A 17901-nucleotide genomic window follows, 5' to 3' on the forward strand; every position below is an offset into this window, starting at 1 on the left:
TTTATAGTGGCGGAAGCTCACTCAATACCGGTAGTGATGAGATTGCTCCTGCTCTGGTCGTCGTTAGCGCTGCTGCGGTATTGGCGAACGAGAGAATTCGCTCCGCCTCTTCCGCTCCAATCGTCTCTACGACTCCTTTATTTAATAGAAGCTGATATAACATCGCTCCAATAAAAGCATCTCCAGCACCAGTCGTATCCATGACGGATACTTTTTGGCCGGGCACGGAAACGTCGTAGGAGCGCATATACCATGCTGCTCCATCGGAGCCGCGCGTATAGACGACAGCTTGCACGTCACCGACAAACAGCGAGGAGATCGCCTCCTGCTCGTCTTCGATTCCTGTAATAAAGGCAAGCTCGTCCGAGCTTATTTTGACAAGGTGGCTCAAAGGTACAAATTGAAGGATCGTTTGCCTGCACTGCTCATGATCCTCCCATAGCGGAAGCCTTACGTTTGGATCAAAGCTGATCAGGCCGCCTGCCGCCTTCATCGCCGCTATCGCTTTAAGATGGGCATATTTCACCGGTGCCTCAATTAGATCAACGGAGCAATAGTGCAAAATATCCCCTTTCGCGAACCAATCCTCACCGATCTCGTCCTCCGTAAGAAGCATGTCCGCACTCGGATTGCGATAGAAGGAAAAATCTCTGTCGCCGTCTGCCTTCAAGCTTACAAATGCAAGAGCTGTATTCGCCTCTTTCGTCCGAAGCACATGCCCCGTATCGACGCCCACCGCCTCCAACGTTTCCACGAGAAAATCCCCAAAAGCATCCTGACCCAGCTTTCCGATAAATGCGCTGCTGCCGCCTAGCTTCGCTACCGCACAGGCAACATTCGCAGGAGCCCCTCCGGCTTCCTTCCTGAAGTTAACGACATTCTTCAGCTCGACTCCCCGTGAATCTGGAATAAAGTCAATGAGCGCTTCCCCAATTGTATATAGCTTAGACAGTTTAATTCCCTCCTACTTTATATCCCATTTTTTAAAGGATACCATAGAACATGATCCCTCGGCATACGCTTGAATGCCCAGCGAACCCGCACCCGGGTAGATTCGGCCCGTCATGACCTTTTCACCGCCTTGAATGAACACTTCGACAGACGATTTATCTACAAATACGCGCAGCGTGAGCAGGCCGTCCTTTAACGCGACCTTCGTTCTGCGCTCGCCGCCCAAACCGACTCCCGAGCGATCACGATTGAATCGAAACCGGCCTTCTGCTTGTCTGTAAGAAAGAACAGTCTCCTCCTCGCCGCCCACTCGCAGCTTTAGACCAAACTCTTCAGCCTGCTCGGCCTGAAATACAACCTCAAGCTCGTAGCAGTCCCCGCTCACTTCCATATCCTTAACACCGCTCAGGCTCAAATTCCCAGCTTCAAAAGCGTTATGACGATAAGCGCTCGTTTCTTCCAGCGGTTTAAACAACAATGATTCCCCGTCCAAAACAACCTCGCGCGGCATCGTCATTGCCCCAGCCCAATAATGACCAAGCTGCGTTGGAATCTCCGTCTCCCATGTCTCCATCCAAGCCATGACGATGCGTCTTCCTTTGTCGTCAATCGTTGTCTGCGGGGCATAAAAATCAAAGCCGCAGTCAATCGGCTCATACCGCTCATAGCGGAAGCTTCCGCCCTCGATATCCAGCCGACCGATCATATAAGTAGTGGAGTGCAGATTTTGATAGTCATCCCCTTGTGCCGGCATGCGCTGCGGCGACATCATCAACACATCACGCCCGCCCAGCTCAAATAGATCCGGACATTCCCAATTGTCTCCGAGCTTGCCGTCGCTGCGCGCAATTTCCCCAACTAAGCTCCAATTAGCCAGATCATGCGAGCGATACAATAAAATAAGCCCGTGTCCCTGCCCATCGTTTGAGCCTAACACCACATAATAAACACCGTCGCGCTCGAACACTTTCGGATCCCGGAAGTCTTTCCGGCTTAGACCTGCCGGTATTTGTTCCGGACCGATAACCGGATTGCTCGTCAGCTTCTCGAACCGGATTCCGTCCTCGGAGACGGCGATGTTCTGGTTTTGGCGGTAATCATTATCCTTATCCGGGCCTGTTACTAGATGACCGGTATACATCAAATACAGCTTGCCGTCACGCTCAAAAGCGCTGCCAGAGAAACAGCCGTCGCGGTCGTAAGCTTGATCCGGCGCAAGAGCTACAGGCAGTTGCTTCCACTTCATTAGATCATGACTTACCGCGTGCCCCCAGTGCATAGGGCCCCATACGGGCTGGTACGGATAGTACTGGTAAAACATATGGTATTCGCCGTTATAGTAGATAAAGCCGTTCGGATCATTCATCCAGCCGAATTCGCTCATTAAATGAAAGGTTAGCCGGTATTCTTCGTTCAGCAAATATTTACGGTCAGCAATAAATTTATCGGCATTTTCTCTCGTGTACAAAATAAAGCATCCAACCCTTACTTGTTATTTGATTGAGCCCTGCATAACCCCTTGAATAATATATTTCTGCGCGAATAAGTAAACTACCAGCACAGGCAATATGGTCAGCATAAGACCCGCCATAAGCGGCCCATAATCAACCGTGTACGTCCCGAAGAAATAGAAGGTCGACAGCGGCAGCGTTCGCTCGTTCGGCGAAATCAATACGAGGGATGGCAATAAGAAATCATTCCAAATCCATAATACATTTAAGATTGCAATCGTAACCGTGGTTGGGGCCAGCACTGGAAAAACAATTCGGAAAAACGTCTGCGTTCTCGTACAGCCATCGATAAGCGCCGCTTCTTCCAGCTCCGCGGGTATGCTTTTTACAAACCCGTGATAAATGAAAACAGCCAGCGGACTGCCAAAGCCGATATACATATAAATGAGGGCCCATTCGCTATTCAAAAAGCCGATGGAGCCGTATATTTTGACGAGAGGGATCATAATGGCCTGAAACGGAATAATCATAGCCGCGACCATTAAGAAAAAGGTGTATTGATTCAGCTTCGATTGATTTCTTACAAAATAATGAGCCGTCATGGCAGCTAAAAAGGAAATAAGGGCGACGCTAAGCACCGTTATAACAACCGAGTTCGTAAAGGCAGAGACGTATTCCATTTTGCCAAAAGCATTCGTGTAATTCGCAAAGCTAAATCGATCCGGCAAGGAAAGCGGGCTTGATGTAATCGCCTTGTTCTCCTTAAAGGAGTTGACGAGCAGCATCAAGAAAGGAAACACAAACAGCAGCAAGCCAATGAAGAGGGCGATGAACTTTGTCCATGCCAGCGTTCCGTTTTTGTTTGCCATCACGCCTCAACCTCCAGCTTCTTGCTAAAATAAACCTGAGCAATCGTTATCGTCGCTACAAGCAGGAACAGGACGAACGCCTCGGCTTGGCCTACTCCGTAATCTCTCGATAGGAATGCCTTCTCGTACACGTGCATAGATACCATCTCCGTGCTTTTGAACGGCCCGCCCTTCGTTAACGAGAGGTTCAGGTCATACACCATAAAGCATCTTTGCAGCGATAGAAAGATACAGACGATAAATGAAGGAACCATAAGCGGCAAAATCATTTTGCGCATTTTGGTCCATAAGCTTGCACCATCGATGCTGGCTGCCTCCAAAATATCCTTTGGCACATTCATGAGCCCGGCTACATAAATAACCATCATATAACCTGCGTATTGCCATACCGTAACGATGATCATCGACCAGAATGCTTTATTCGGGTCGGCCAGCCATGAAGCGCTGAACAATGGAATGCTCAATTCTTTGCCTAAGTACACGATCACATTGGAAAAAATAAATTGCCATACGAAGCCGAGCACGATCCCGCCTACTAGGTTGGGAATAAAGAAGCCTGCCCGGAAAAGGCTTTGCCCCTTTAAGCCGCTCGATAATACAAAGGCTAGCAGGAAAGCGACCACATTAATAAGGCCGACAGAAATGAAAACATATTTTAACGTCAGCATAAATGATTTCCAAAAAACAGCGTCTTTAAATACCGAAACGTAATTAGCAAACCCTACTAGGCTGCTTGTCGTCGAAATGCCATCCCAATTCGTAAAGGTCAAATAGATGCCATACAGGAAAGGAATAATCATTACGGCAAGAAAAGCAAACAATGTAGGTCCGGTAAACAGCAGCCGCAGTCGCAAGCGATTCCACAGCCCTTTTTCCGTTATCATCATGATCCCTCGCATTCATGCATGGTTTGTAAAAAATAATCGTGATTAAGAGTAAACGGCTTACCCCGTCACCTATGCGGGGTAAGCCAGCAGCTAGCTTTTAATAGGTTACTTAACCGTCTTCCAATATTCTTCGACTTCTTTGGTTAGAACAGCACGGTCAGCCGCACCCGCCAAATACTTTTGCATCGATGCGCCAAGCTTCGCCCAGTGATCGGCAGGCAGCGTGCTCATTGAATCCTCTGTTTTGCCTTTTGCGATATGTTCAGAGATCGACTTCGCAAGGGGATCCTTAGCTTCGAGCGTAATATTCTTGAATGCAGGGATAATGTTCGCTTTGTTTACAAGGAAGTCTTGTCCCTTCTCGCTGTACACCATCCACTCCAAAAACGTTTTGGCAGCCGCTTGCTGCTCGGCCGTATTTTTTTCCTTGTCCAGCACCAAACGTTTCGAAACGGCGGAAGAAATTTGCGTATTGCCAAAGTCATCCGCATTGTTGCTTATCGGTACAGGCAGGAACCCGTATTGTCCGCTTGCCGTATCGAAGCTGCTGATTTGCGGCCAAGCCCAGTTTCCTTGGAACCAGATGCCTACTTCCCCTTTGCCAAGCACTTCTGGACCTCTCTCATACGTACCGGACAATGGAGAAGCTTTGTCGATATTGTATTTGGCCATGACGTCAAACGTATCGATCAAGCCATTAAATACGGCATTGCTGGCAAGGTCGACTTTTCCTGCTTTCAGATCATCTACGAACTTCGCAACCGCTTCCGTATCAGCGGATTGGCCTGCGTAAGCAAGCGGCAAGTAGTGTGCGCCAAGCGACCAATCCATTGGAGAGATGATAAGCGGCGCTTTGCCTGATGCTTCGATTTTTTTGAACAGCTCTTCAAGCGCGCTCGTTGTGTTAATCGTTGCCGGATCAAATGTGCCGCCTACCGCTTGATCAACAACCGCTTTGTTATAAATGAAGCCATAACCTTCAATGGCCAGTGGGAATGCGTAGTTCTTGCCATCGAACGTCGTAAGCGACGTGCTGCGATCAACCGCATCCGCCATCCATTTCTCACCGCTAAGATCAAGAATGCGATCCTTGAATTTCTCAACGTCACCCGTATCGAGCATCGTAATAGTAGCCGGATTGCCTGAAGCGTAAAGCGCTGAAGCCTTCTCGAAAGGAGATTGCCCAGCCGGAACCGGGATAATTTCAAGTGTGATGTTCGGGTTGTCTTCTTTAAAAGCTTTTGCCGCTTCTTCCAGCTGGGCTTGTATTTCACCTTTAGAATTAAGCAGCGTTATCTTTACTGCAGAGCCTTCGTTTTTTGATCCGGAATTGCCGGAGTTTCCAGAGTTGCCAGAGCCGCCACATGCAGTAACTGTCATTACGACGATAAGTGAAATTGCCAGCGCCTGTATCCATTTCCATGATTTCATTTTAATGCCCCCGATTCTTCATATTCACAAACGGATTACCGATCGTGTAAACCGCTTTCATAACGTATTATATATTCGGCACTTTTGTATGTCAATCGTTTGACATGTCAAACGATTGACATTATTTTTAGACAGCAAAAAAACCCTTGCAGGACAAGGGTTTTCCGTCATTTCCTTACTTATGTAGTTGCTCGCTCAATCAGCGATATGGGCAAAATGTTTTCCGCCTCGAAGGGCTCAACGTTCATTTGCTTCACGATCAAGTCTACCGCCGTTTTGCCGATTTCGGCAATCGGCTGCTTGATAGTCGTGATCTCCGGGGTCATCCATCTTGCCGCATTAATATCATCATATCCAATGATCTTCACGTCTTCAGGAATACGCTTGCCGGCGGCTGCGCATTCCTTAACCGCAAACGCTGCGATAATGTCACTTGTAGCGAACACGCCGTCTAGATCAGGATGCTCCTGAAACAGCCGATGGATAATCTGCTCATACTGCAATTGATCAAAAACGTTCATGTCCGTCTGAATGATCACATGCTCGATTCCTTTCGCCTTCATAATGGCTTGAAAAGCAATCGTCCGCTGGTTGGCGAGCAGCTGCAGCTCCAGATTGCCGCAAATATGCGCAATCTTTTTGCAGCCTTTGTTAACCAGCAGTTCAGCAGCTAGACTCCCGCCAGAAAAATTATCGGATGAGATGTAAGGAATATCGCTGCTGATTTGGCGATCGATGGTTACGATCGGAGAACTCAGGTTTTTGTACTCCTCTACCTGAAGGGTATGGCTCCCCATAATGATGCCGTCAACGCGGTTCCGCTTGAGCATCTCAATGTAATCCTTCTCCTTCACCTTATCCAGCTGGGAGTTGCATAGCAGCATTTTGAAGCCCAGCTCATACGCGTAGTTCTCCACATGATTTGCAAGCTCGCTAAAGAATGGATGGGCGACGCTTGGGATGATCAGCCCGATGACGTTGGATTGTTTTCGCAGGAGAGACCGCGCGATCTCGTTAGGCTGGTAATTGAGCTCATCCATGATCTTGAACACCTTGGTTCTTGTTGCTTCGCTAATATAACCGCGATTATTTAAAACGCGAGACACCGTCGTTACGGATACGTTCGCTAATTTCGCCACATCATGTATCGTTGCCATGGCCGCCCCTTTGCATCTTGCAGTAGTCCCATTCATTATAGCTAAATCGCAGATATATTCCTACGGCAGCAAAAAAGAAGCTGTTTCAGATAAGTCCATGACGGCTTATTTGAAACAGCTTCTTTTTGATAAAAAGGGAAACGTTAAGCCCAAGTCGGCTGGATTTTGAGAACGGCAACTTCTTTCTCACGCTTGTAGGAAGCGGCCGATTCGCTCTCAGACGATGCCGTAATCGCAACTACGGAAGCGATATCCCGAGCTGGCAGCCCGTGGCTGCTTGAAGCTTGCTTGCTTGTCGTAGCCATAGCTGCGGCAACCTCTTGCTCGACACGGTGAATATCAGCGCCAAGCGCTGCGAGCTTGCCCGTAATATTGACGTAACCGCGATCCACATGATGCAGACCCGTTACTTCCGTCTCGCCGTCTGCTCGCAAAGCCGCGCATATAAGCGCCGCTCCTGCCCTCAAATCGGTTGCGCATACTTTTGCCCCTGTAAGAGGCAAGCCGCCGCTAACGATAGCTGTACGTCCATCCACCTTAATTTGAGCGTTCATCTTCTGGAACTCCTCGACGTGCATGAAGCGGTTCTCGAACACCGTTTCCGTCACGACGCTCGTTCCTTCGGATACAAGCAGCAGTGCCATCATTTGGGATTGCATATCCGTAGGGAAACCCGGATGCGGCAATGTTTTGACGTCAACCGATTTCAGCACAGTGCTGGATTGTACGCGAATACCGTTGTCGCTCTCCGTAATTTCTACGCCCATTTCCTGAAGCTTGGAAATAACCGGCGTCAAATGGTCCGCAATAGCGCCTTCGACGAATACGTCTCCGCCTGTGATGGCTGCAGCGATCATATACGTGCCTGCTTCCACGCGGTCAGGAATGACATTATGCGCTGCGCCAAACATTTTGTCCACGCCTTCGATACGGATTACGCCCGTACCTGCGCCGCGAACCTTACCGCCCATCGCATTGATATAATTTGCTAAATCAACGATTTCAGGTTCTTTGGCTGCATTTTCAAGAATGGTTGTGCCCTCAGCCAAAGCGGCTGCCATCATAATATTTTCAGTTGCGCCTACGCTAGCCACGTCGAGGTAAATTTTCGCACCTTTAAGACGTGTCTTTGTGCTTGCTTCAATGAAGCCCTGCCCAAGCGTAATTTCTGCGCCCATCGCTTCAAAGCCCTTCAAATGCTGGTCAATCGGACGAGTTCCGATCGCGCAGCCGCCTGGCAGCGAAATTCTTACCTTGCCAATACGGCCCAAAAGAGGCCCCATGACAAGAAAAGATGCCCGCATTTTGCGAATAAGCTCATACGGAGCTTCGTAGGACGTAATCTCTTGCGCTGTAATGCGCATCGTTTCATTGTTATAAGTTAATTGTGCGCCCAAAGAGGCAAGCACTTTCTGAATCGTCATAACGTCGTCGAGGAGGGGTACGTCACAGATGACGCTGTCTCCTTCTGTCGCCAATAATGAGGCCGCTAAAATGGGGAGTACTGCATTTTTTGCTCCGCTAACACGGACCGTACCATTTAAACGCTGGCCTCCGCGGACGATAATTTTGGTCATCTTTTGGTTCCCTCCGCGAACTGCAATTTCTATTTCCTATTCGTGAATATTCTGGAATAGCTCTCTTTACCCAAACTTCATCTTATCACTCAATTACACGAATCGACAAGCGTTAAATTATTACTACTTTGTGCACACGCTTCCGGTGGCAATTTATGACTTTTTTCACCATAAACGACTCTGTTTTTCGGTAAAAAGTACGTTCCTCATCCACATTCAGGTCCTAATTAATACCTATTCGTGGCTCGTTTGTTTTTTGAGTCCGTCATGTATTACCCATTGTTGACATGTTTCGCTTTTGTTATTCGACAAAGCTTTTGAGAAGCACCGTGTAACCCCAATATTCCAAAATAAATTTGGCGAGCAAATGTCCCATAATGATGGCGACGATGACTTGAAACAGACGTGCTTTGGGGCTGCGCGGAAAACGAAAAAAGGTTTCCCACTTTACCTCTTGAATGACAAACCAAACAAAAATAATGCTGAGAATGACAATGACAATGGAAAACAAACCGGTCATGCCCGTGTAGGTTTGCATGTCATTGTAGAGCTCGTTGTCGACGTTCATGTTGCCTCCCTGGCTTCGCAGCTTAGTTACCATTCAAACGAGTTTGGATGCGAAAAGGTTATATGCAAATATTAGGATACGAAGCGGTGCAAAAGGACGGTGAAGTCAGCCCTGCTTGCCTCCTGCTTCGGTTTGTAGAGATTGGACTGCACCCCATCGATTTGACCATTCAGTCTCATCGCAAACAGCAAGGGGGCTGACCAGTGCGTTTTGGGAACATCGCCAAACGGATCGAACGTCGGAAGCCGCGGCTGTACGCCTTCGGCATGGCCGATGATAAACGCCATTTCCGCCCGCGTAATCGGCTGATCCGGCCTGAATGTATCATCCGGGAACCCTTTGATCCAGCCCTGCCTCACCGCGCTTGTGATGGCGTCATTTGCCCAATGGCTCACCCGAACATCCTTAAACCGCTTCACTTGCCCCATGCCGCTAGGCGTTATTGGCTTGTAAGCCTTGACGACCATCGCTATCGCCTCAGCCCTTGTAATCGAACGCTTAGGCTCAAAGCGATTGTCGCCCGTACCGTTAATGATGCCCTTCTTGTTTAAAGCGATAATTTCTTTTTGTGCCCAATGGTCCTTAATATCGCGGAAACCGGCTATCAGCTCCTCTGACTTAATTTTCAACCGATAATACTGCTTGTCAAAGGGAGCGTCTGCCGTCAGCTTCACATAATACAAGCCTGGCTGCAGCAGCAGCTCGCTCGTCTGAAGCTTCCCGCTAGCGCCGGTTCGTCCTGTCGCCAGCGATTTCATACGTTTGTCATATACTTGGAGATTCAAATCGACATCGAGCGGCGTACCGCTGACCGTCATGCTAACGATGCTTGCGCTCGAAATCCGGTATTGAAACCAATCCACATCGGTGTAGCTGCCGATTACCCCAAGGTACTCTGTGCCTGGATTAATCATGAACGCTTCATACGATTTATCGTTTGGTTCATTCGGATCATCATATTTAGGCGTATAGTTCATCTTGAGCGTATAAGTGCCTATAGCCGGACTCGCTTCCGAGGAGATCGCATTATGAACACGAATATAATATTTGCCGGGAGTCACAGTTATGACAGGTGACTGCTCTGTTGCCCCTTCTCCCTCGTCATCGTAAACGAGCAGCTGCTGGCCCGCTCTTTGGAGAGCCAGCCCGGGATCAATGCGAGCCGTATTCGCGCTGAGCACGAGGCTGAGCTTCCCGCTTTGCGTAAAGGTAACGGCAAACCAATCCCGGTCAGCAGTTTGATGGAAATTGCCTGTTATCGATTGGGTCCTGGGCTGAAGCGTCGAGGCTTCGTACGACTTATCGTTTTTCTCGTAATCGTCCGGCTTCATCGTAAACGTCGATGTAAGCAAATAAGCCAGATCATCGTCGCTGCTCTGATTGATTAGCTCTAATTGAATAAGCTGCGGCCCTTTTTTGACCTCGATATCTATGGATCTGCTTGCAAGCTTCGTATCGCTCACGCTTTGCTTCACGCCATTCGCATAATGGGTAAGGCGAACGGGCGGCACGATTTTGCCGCTGGCAACAAGTCCTTCATAATGTACCGTCAACGTACCATCATATGGCGCATCGATTCGGTACCAATCGCGATCAGCGGTTCCTTGCAGCATGGCTGAAATATTCGAGTTAAGCGGAAAACGAGCTGCCGTTGACATGCTGTCATTCGGCTCGAAAATATCCGGATTTAAAGTGGCGCGAACCGCTTGGTCAACTTGAAGCACGCCATAGCCTGAATTGCGGTCTGCTCCGGAAGTGCCAATGTCCTTAGCTGTCTGGCGTAGCAGCGAGCGTACTTGGTAAGGCTTCAAGTCCTTGTAGCGTGCCCATATTAGAGCTGCTGCCGCAGCAACCTGAGGCGCTGCCATCGAGGTTCCCTCCTCGGCTTTGTACAAACCGCCAATCGCAGTCGTATACACATTCCAAGGCGCGACCAGATCAAGCTCCGAGCCCCGGTTGGACCTGCTGTCCACGGAATTATCCGATTTGACCCCGCCAACCGCGAGAACCGTCGGATAAGCTGCCGGGTACTTCACTTCCGCCTTCTCGCCGAGCGAGACGCCATCATTACCCGACGCCGCAACAAGCAGTACGTTTTTGCTTTCCGCATACTGCACGATATCGAGCATATAAGGGGAGTAACGATGTAGGCCTACCGAAAGCACGACGATGCTTGCACCGCTGCGAACCGCATACAAGATGGCTTCGCCGAGCTCCTGCTCCGTACCGTCGCCGCTGTGATCAAGCGCCTTGATCGGCATTATTTTAGCTTTCCAGAGTATGCCTGATACGCCTACTCCATTATTTCCAGACGCTGCTATGACGCCCGCCACGCTTGTTCCGTGACCGTTATCATCATCCGGCGGCTTGCCCGGGCTTACCAGGTTAGCGCCTGGAACTAGATTATCCTTCAAATCAGGATGGTCCAAATCGACGCCCGTATCCACGACCGCAATCGTAAGCTGCTGCTGCTGCTCGCGCACGGTCTCCCACGCCTTGGGCGCGCCGATTTGGCTTAGATATCGCTGCTTAGGCAGCAGCGGATCATTCGCCTGCAGCGCAGCAGCCGCCGCTGCTCCCGCAAGCCTCGCTGAGGGCGGAGGCGCTGTCTCCTCCGCCTCTGGCGCTGCGGCTGCTTGCGAATCGGCTTCTGCCTCGCTGGCAGGCAAAGACAAGGCGTGCACCCGGTAATTCGGGTGCACGTATGCCACGCCCGGCATGCTTTGCAGCCGGCGCAGCCACTCTTGCACGTCCGCGCCTTCATCGGCCGGACGCACGAGCATGACCGCCGCCTCATCCTGGCGGCGCAGCACTTCTGTCCCGCGCGGCTCATGCGCCAGCGCGGGATCGCTCCATTTGAGCAGCCAGCTTTGCGGCTGCTCTTCGCCTGCGCCGGCGGCGTCAGCAGCCGCGCTAGCTGCGGCGGGAGCGAGCCCTGCGGGGGCTATGCCCCCGAGGGTAACGCTCGCGAGCAAGAGCGCGAGCAGCGCGCGGCGCAGGAGCGTGCGCGCGCTCGGCGTGCTCTTGGCGGCCGCCCGCTTGCGCAGGCGCGCTATTTTATTTTTGAGCGCAGGCCGCATGCCTGCGCTCGCTGCCTTATCGCAGTCTTTATGCGATTCTCGAGCTGGTCTTGATGCTATTTCATTAATCATCATATTCTGCCTTTTCGTATTGGAACGATTATAGTTTGTTCCCACTTTCAAATGGATAATGCTGTACCTATTATTTCTATTTACAGCTATCATTTCCCTTGTTACATACAGACAAAAGGACAAAAGACCTAGGAGACAGCCCTTCCGTATGCACAAAATACGGTTTCCCGACGTCATACGATGTTTTCTCGGTCATGTAGAACTAGAACGACCAACATCCTCAGCAGCCCTTCCATATCTCCAATCCTATAGAGATGAATCTTTACTCCCCTGCTGCTCCTTACCCACATCCCCGACCGCTGAAACAGGCGCAGCAGAGTGCCGCGCTCCACCTTTTCTCTACTCATTTCATAGATAAAAAAAAAGCAAGGCCGCTCCCCGCCTGCGAAGACCATACGCCCTCGAGAGAGTCTCACCTTGCTTCTCCTGCTTTCGCTAGATTTCTCTAGCTATTTCCTGCCTTTTCCTGCTTCTCTAGCCCCTAATCACTTAACCAAGCATCAAATCGCCTTTTATCGAGAAAACCGCATCAATCCATTCCATAAGCGGCCCAGGGAATAGGCCTAGCGCAATCGTCGCCGCTACGCATAGCCAAATCACGATTGCTGTGCCGCCCGGGATACGAATCTCGTTCTCGTCATTCCCGCTTCGCATGAACATTTGGCGCACGAGGCCAAAGTAGAAGTAATAAGAGATGACGCTGCTGATTACCATAATAGCTACGAGCCAATATGCCTTGGCGCTTGCCGCGCCCAGCAAGATGAACAGCTTGCCAAAAAATCCGCCGGATACCGGCAGCCCAGCCAGCGACAATACGAAGATAACCATCGCCGCAGCCGTCCAAGGAGCACGGTAGTACATGCCCGCGAAACCTTTTATCTCGTCATGCAGAGAGGCTTTGCTCACGACGGTAAACACCGCGAATGCCCCTATGGTCATAAATAAGTATGCCACTAAATAATAAACAAACTCTGAGAAATTGCTGCTGTGCACAACCGTAATCGAAATTCCGATCGGCACGAGCATATAGCCGGCATTCGCTACTCCTGACAAAGCGAGCAATCGCTTCATATTTTTTTGCCTTAGCGCTGTCGTTGTCCCGACAAGCATCGCAGCCGCCGCAATGACCAGAATGGCGAAGAATACATCTTTAAATACTTCGGCACCGTCGCCCGTTACGGCAATTAGCGCAGTGCTGAAAATAATTCGGAATATAGCTGCAAGCGCCGCGCCCTTCGCGACAACCGCTAGAAAAGCAGATACCGGAGTAGGAGCGCCTTGATACACGTCAGGTGCCCAAGCGTGAAACGGCGCCGCTGCTATTTTGATGCCGAAGCCGGCAATCATGAAGAAGAACCCGACATAAGCAAGCGCTTTGAAATCATTCAAAGCACGAGGCAACGCCTCCGCGATCGTGCCAAGATCAACCGAGCCTGTGATCCCGTATATGTACGACATCCCGAACAGCACCATGGCGGAGGAAATACCGCCCGTCACCACATACTTGAACGCCGCCTCGGCGGACTGCAACGATTTGCGCCTCATGCCAACGAGCACATAGCTTGTTAGACTAAGCAGCTCCAGCCCGATGTACAGCGTCACCAAGTTGCCTGATGAGGCCATCATCATCGCGCCAATAAGAGCAGGCAACAGCATATAATAATATTCCGACTTATCCGTTATCGCTTCCTCATCACGCGCCGATCCGAGCGCGAGCAGCACGATAAGCGCCGTTCCCGTCAAAAACACGAGCTTCAGCAGGCTGGCAAAATCATCAATGCGGTAGCTATTGCCAAGCAGATGGATCGCTTCAGCAGATGCTCCGCCAATGTTCATGTCGATCATTCGCAGGACAACAAATAGCAGCGAAACGAGTATGCCAGCTAACGTTAACCAACCAATCGAGATTCTGTTTACGCGCTTTGGCAATAGCAAATCCAGCAGAATTAAAATCAAAAAAGCAGCAGCTAGCGAAAACTCCGGGGCAAGGTAGCGCATATCCGTCCATGTCAGTGGTATGAAAGAAACGCCTTCGTACATGGTCTAACCCCCCGCCCTTGTTGCAAGTAATTGTTCGAATAGCCCGCGGGTGCTATGCTGCACCGTATCCGTAAGAATGGAGGGATAACAGCCAAGCAGCACGATGAACGCAAGCAGCACGATCATGGGAACCGCTTCGATAAGCCTCGCGTCTTTAAGTGCGCCATACTTTTCCGGCTGCGGGCCAAACGTGATTTTAAGCACAGCTCGCAGTACGTAGACAGCGGTCAAAATAACGCCAAGCACCGCGGCCGCAGTCAGCCAGCGCAGCGATTCAAACAGGCCAAGCAGCGATAAAAACTCGCCAATAAAACCCGATAAGCCCGGCAGGCCAAGCGAAGCAAGCCCCGCCGCCAGCAATACGCCGCTAATAAACGGCATAGAGCGTGCCAAGCCGCCAAGCTCAGCCAGCTCGGTCGTGCCCGTTCGCTCATAGATACTGCCGACGATTAAGAACAGCAGCGCGGAGATCAGCCCATGCGATACGAGCTGAAACACCGCCCCTTGCAAGCCGATTTCATTAAAGGCAGCAATGCCGAGCAATACGATCCCCATATGGCTTATCGAGGAATAGGCGAGCACCAGCTTGAACTCCTTCTGCCGGAAAGCAAGCAGTGCCCCGTACAAAATATTAATGACTCCCAGCACGGCGATTGTGACTGAAAAATCCCGTGCCTGCTCCGGGAAGAGCAGCAATCCAAAACGGAGCAAGCCGTATGCGCCCATTTTTAGCAGGATGCCGGAATGAATCATCACGATGGAAGGCGGTGCTTCCGCATGGACCTTGAGCATCCAAGTGTGGAAAGGAAAAATCGGCAGCTTAATTCCGAAAGCAACAAGCAGCATGATAAAAAGTACCCACTGCATCGTATCCGTCATTTGAAAAGGATTGATTGTGCCGAGCTGCTCGGGCGTCATATTCACCCAAGCGGCGGGATCGGCCATGTTCCGGAAAATATCCTCATAGCTCCCGCTATAAATGAAGCTCACCTGCTCGCCAATCTGATCGATCCGGAAGCCTGCCGTGCTCACAAGCAGCACGAAAGCAAACAGCATGATCGCTGAGCCAACGCCGTTATAGATCAAAAACTGGTTGGCGGCGCGCTCGCGATTGAAATAACCCCATATCCCGATTAAAAAGTACATCGCAATAAGCGTAACCTCGAAAAATACAAAAAACAAAAACAGATCGCGGGCAAGAAACACGCCCAGCATCCCGATCTCAAGGATCAGAAACCATATAAAAAAGGATTTCCATCGTTTTTTAACGTGAACGGCAGCAAGCGCAGCCATCGCTGTTACGAGCGTCGTCAGCAGCAAAAGCGGAAGCGACAGCCCATCTACGCCAAGCGCATATTGCAATTGGAACGTATATTCAGTAACGCTGGACTGTGCCTCTTTATTAAGCGGAACCATCGCCCAGCTATGCTGCTCATCGAATGCCGCTCCGCCTTGCTGCTTGTCGAAATCGACGTACAGCCAAAAAGACAACACAAGCGGAACTAGCGTCGTGACTACAACAGTGGTCTTCATCCAGCTGCTCCGATGCTTGGGAAGCAATAATAAGACGAGTATGCCAAGCAAAGGCGACAGCAAAATAAGCGAAAGGACAGGAAGGTCATTCAGGATGCTCATGGCAGGAACCTCCTTCCGACTATAGCAAGCACAATAACGACAAAGCCGATTACGGCTGCTACCCCATAGGTTTGCACCTGACCGTTCTGCAGCCGTGCTGCCGCTCTTCCGCCGGAGCTTACCGCTGCTCCAGCTAACCGGACGATTCCGCCAATGACATAAGCGTCAAAAGCCATTAAAGCCGAGCCAAGCAGCTTCAGCGGCTTCACAATAATTACGGCATACAGCTCATCGATGTAATAACTGCGCTCAAGCAGTTTATAGAGCCATGGCGCCCGCTCCTGGAAGGTCGCTCTGCTGACACTTCTCTTCCCGTATACGAGCCATCCGATATAGAGGCCTAGCAAGCCAACCGCAATCGACGCAACGATCGCTACTCCGCTCTCATGCGTTTCTACGCTTCCATCGTAGATCCATGATCCGAACCAGCCGTTCCATGGCGTCTCTACAAAACCGGAAGCGATAGCAAGCAAAGACAGCACGATCAGCGGCAGCGTCATGGAGAAAGGCGCTTCCTTCGCGTTAGCGGCTGCCGCGCTCGGTTCTCCCGTAAAGACAAGAAAAAACAGTCGCGACATGTAGAGTGCCGTACAAAAAGCTGCCGCCAAGCCGGCGACGAATAACAGCGGATTAGTCTCCCAAGCAACCGACAATATCAAATCCTTCGACCAGAAGCCGGATAGCGGCGGTATGCCCGCAAGCGCCAAAGCGCCTATGCCGAAGGTCCACGCCGTCAACCGCATTTTCGAGCCTAAGCCGCCCATTTCATTGATGTTTTGCGTATGTACGGCATGTATAATGCTTCCTGCTCCGAGGAACAGCAGCGCTTTGAAAAACGCATGCGTGAATAAATGAAAGATCCCGCCCGTAAGGGAACCGAGACCAAGCGCCATCATCATATAGCCTAGCTGGCTGACCGTTGAGTAGGCCAAAATTCGTTTAATATCCTTTTGCACCAGCGCAATCGTCGCTGCAAGCAGTGCGGTAAAGCCGCCCACGTAAGCTACCGTTTCCATTGCGGCTGCCGAATCCTGAAAGATGTCATACGTCCGCGCAATAAGAAATACGCCTGCCGCTACCATTGTAGCCGCGTGAATAAGCGCACTGATCGGCGTTGGTCCTTCCATCGCATCGGGCAGCCAGACATGGAGCGGAAATTGACCTGATTTGCCAACGGCACCTAGAAAAATCAACAAGGCGATAAGCGTCGTTATCCCATTCGTAATGGCGCCGGATTGCCCGTCGAACACGCTTTGAATCGTTGTGAAGTCGAGCGCGTGGTCCGGCATATACCAGAACAACAGCAAAATCGCGAGCAGCAAGCCCGCATCTCCGATTCGCGTCACGATAAATGCCTTTTTGGCAGCGGCGCGCGCTTTGGGCAGCGTAAACCAAAATCCGATTAGCAAAAACGAGCATACGCCAACCAGCTCCCAGAAAATATAAAGCGATAATAAATTATCAGACAGAACGAGTCCGAGCATCGAGAATGTGAACAAGGCGACATAACCGTAAAATACAGTAATCCGCTCATCGCCTTTCATATAACCTGCCGAGTATACGTTAACGAGCAAGCTGACAATCGTGACGACCACAAGCATAAGCGCCGTCAGATTCGTTATCTCAAACCCGATGCGGAGCGTATAATCACCGATCGCGATCCAATCGAAGGAATAGTTGTAATCAACCTCATTAGCGCCCAGCCGATCAATGACAATCAGCAAGGAAAGAATGAATGCGGCGAGTGAACCGATACAGCCGATCATTACGCCTGCTCGCCGGTAGCTGCGGCCAAGCGCTGTCAAAACGAGGAATGCCGCCAGCGGGAACAGCGGAATTAACCATGCCGCCTGTGTGAACTTATCCATTTGCCGCGTTACCTCCTCATTTTGTCAAATTCGTCGACATTAACCGTCCCGCGCAATCGGAACAACGCAATCAAAATAGCTACCCCTATCGCCGCTTCAGCCGCGGCAACCGTAATCGTAAATAACGAAAAAATTTGGCCTGTCAGCGATGGAACGACGCCATATTTGGAGAACGCTACTAAATTCAAATTGACCGCGTTAAGCATAAGCTCGAGAGAGAGCAGAACGACAACCGCATTTCTCTTTACTAAGGCGCCATAAAGCCCGATACAGAACAAAATGGCCGCCATGGTTAAATAAGATGGAAGCATATGA

13 protein-coding genes are annotated in these 17901 nt (G+C 50.5%); all 13 read right to left on the minus strand.

The features are described from left to right. Position 1 precedes the first annotated feature (1 nt). The 13 genes from A7975_RS24960 to nuoK all read right to left on the minus strand — a co-directional run bounded on the left by A7975_RS24960 (position 2) and on the right by nuoK (position 17897). Positions 2-952 carry a carbohydrate kinase family protein gene (locus tag A7975_RS24960; RefSeq protein ID WP_065386949.1) on the minus strand — a complete coding sequence of 317 codons (951 nt, stop codon included), beginning with the start codon at positions 950-952 and terminating at the stop codon, positions 2-4. Positions 953-964: 12 nt separating this feature from the next. Continuing rightward, positions 965-2419, minus strand: coding sequence for a glycoside hydrolase family 32 protein (locus A7975_RS24965; RefSeq protein WP_082198445.1), 1455 nt, complete (start codon positions 2417-2419; stop codon positions 965-967). 24 nt (positions 2420-2443) lie between these two features. Next, positions 2444-3271, minus strand: coding sequence for a carbohydrate ABC transporter permease (locus tag A7975_RS24970; RefSeq protein WP_065386950.1), 828 nt, complete (start codon positions 3269-3271; stop codon positions 2444-2446). Next, a complete protein-coding gene (locus A7975_RS24975; protein WP_053373781.1) occupies positions 3271-4155 on the minus strand; it encodes a carbohydrate ABC transporter permease in 885 nt (294 codons plus the stop codon). The genes A7975_RS24970 and A7975_RS24975 overlap by 1 nt, the downstream gene beginning before the upstream one ends. A 108-nt stretch (positions 4156-4263) precedes the next feature. Further along, positions 4264-5589 (minus strand): ABC transporter substrate-binding protein, encoded by a 1326-nt coding sequence (locus A7975_RS24980; protein ID WP_065386951.1) that lies wholly within the window; start codon positions 5587-5589, stop codon positions 4264-4266. A 179-nt stretch (positions 5590-5768) separates the two neighbouring features. Then, complete coding sequence (locus A7975_RS24985) at positions 5769-6746, minus strand: LacI family DNA-binding transcriptional regulator (protein WP_065386952.1); 978 nt, start codon at positions 6744-6746, stop codon at positions 5769-5771. Positions 6747-6889: 143 nt separating this feature from the next. Then, positions 6890-8323 carry a UDP-N-acetylglucosamine 1-carboxyvinyltransferase gene (murA, locus tag A7975_RS24990; protein ID WP_065386953.1) on the minus strand — a complete coding sequence of 478 codons (1434 nt, stop codon included), beginning with the start codon at positions 8321-8323 and terminating at the stop codon, positions 6890-6892. Between the two features lie 301 nt (positions 8324-8624). Continuing rightward, on the minus strand, positions 8625-8891 hold the full coding sequence (locus A7975_RS24995; RefSeq protein WP_053373777.1) for a DUF1146 family protein: 267 nt from the start codon (positions 8889-8891) through the stop codon (positions 8625-8627). Between the two features lie 71 nt (positions 8892-8962). After that, entirely contained in the window at positions 8963-12046 is a 3084-nt protein-coding gene (locus tag A7975_RS25000; protein WP_255314543.1) for a S8 family peptidase, read from the minus strand. Between the two features lie 486 nt (positions 12047-12532). Beyond that, entirely contained in the window at positions 12533-14083 is a 1551-nt protein-coding gene (locus tag A7975_RS25010; RefSeq protein WP_065386955.1) for an NADH-quinone oxidoreductase subunit N, read from the minus strand. Between the two features lie 3 nt (positions 14084-14086). Then, positions 14087-15718 (minus strand): complex I subunit 4 family protein, encoded by a 1632-nt coding sequence (locus tag A7975_RS25015; RefSeq protein WP_255314544.1) that lies wholly within the window; start codon positions 15716-15718, stop codon positions 14087-14089. Further along, entirely contained in the window at positions 15715-17586 is a 1872-nt protein-coding gene (gene nuoL, locus A7975_RS25020; RefSeq protein WP_065386956.1) for an NADH-quinone oxidoreductase subunit L, read from the minus strand. Before nuoL ends, A7975_RS25015 begins: the two co-directional genes overlap by 4 nt. 8 nt (positions 17587-17594) lie before the next feature. Continuing rightward, on the minus strand, positions 17595-17897 hold the full coding sequence (gene nuoK / locus A7975_RS25025) for an NADH-quinone oxidoreductase subunit NuoK (protein ID WP_053373773.1): 303 nt from the start codon (positions 17895-17897) through the stop codon (positions 17595-17597). Positions 17898-17901: the final 4 nt, after the last annotated feature.

The organism is Bacillus sp. FJAT-26390, assembly GCF_001682865.1.
In the GTDB taxonomy this organism is placed as follows: domain Bacteria; phylum Bacillota; class Bacilli; order Paenibacillales; family Paenibacillaceae; genus Pristimantibacillus.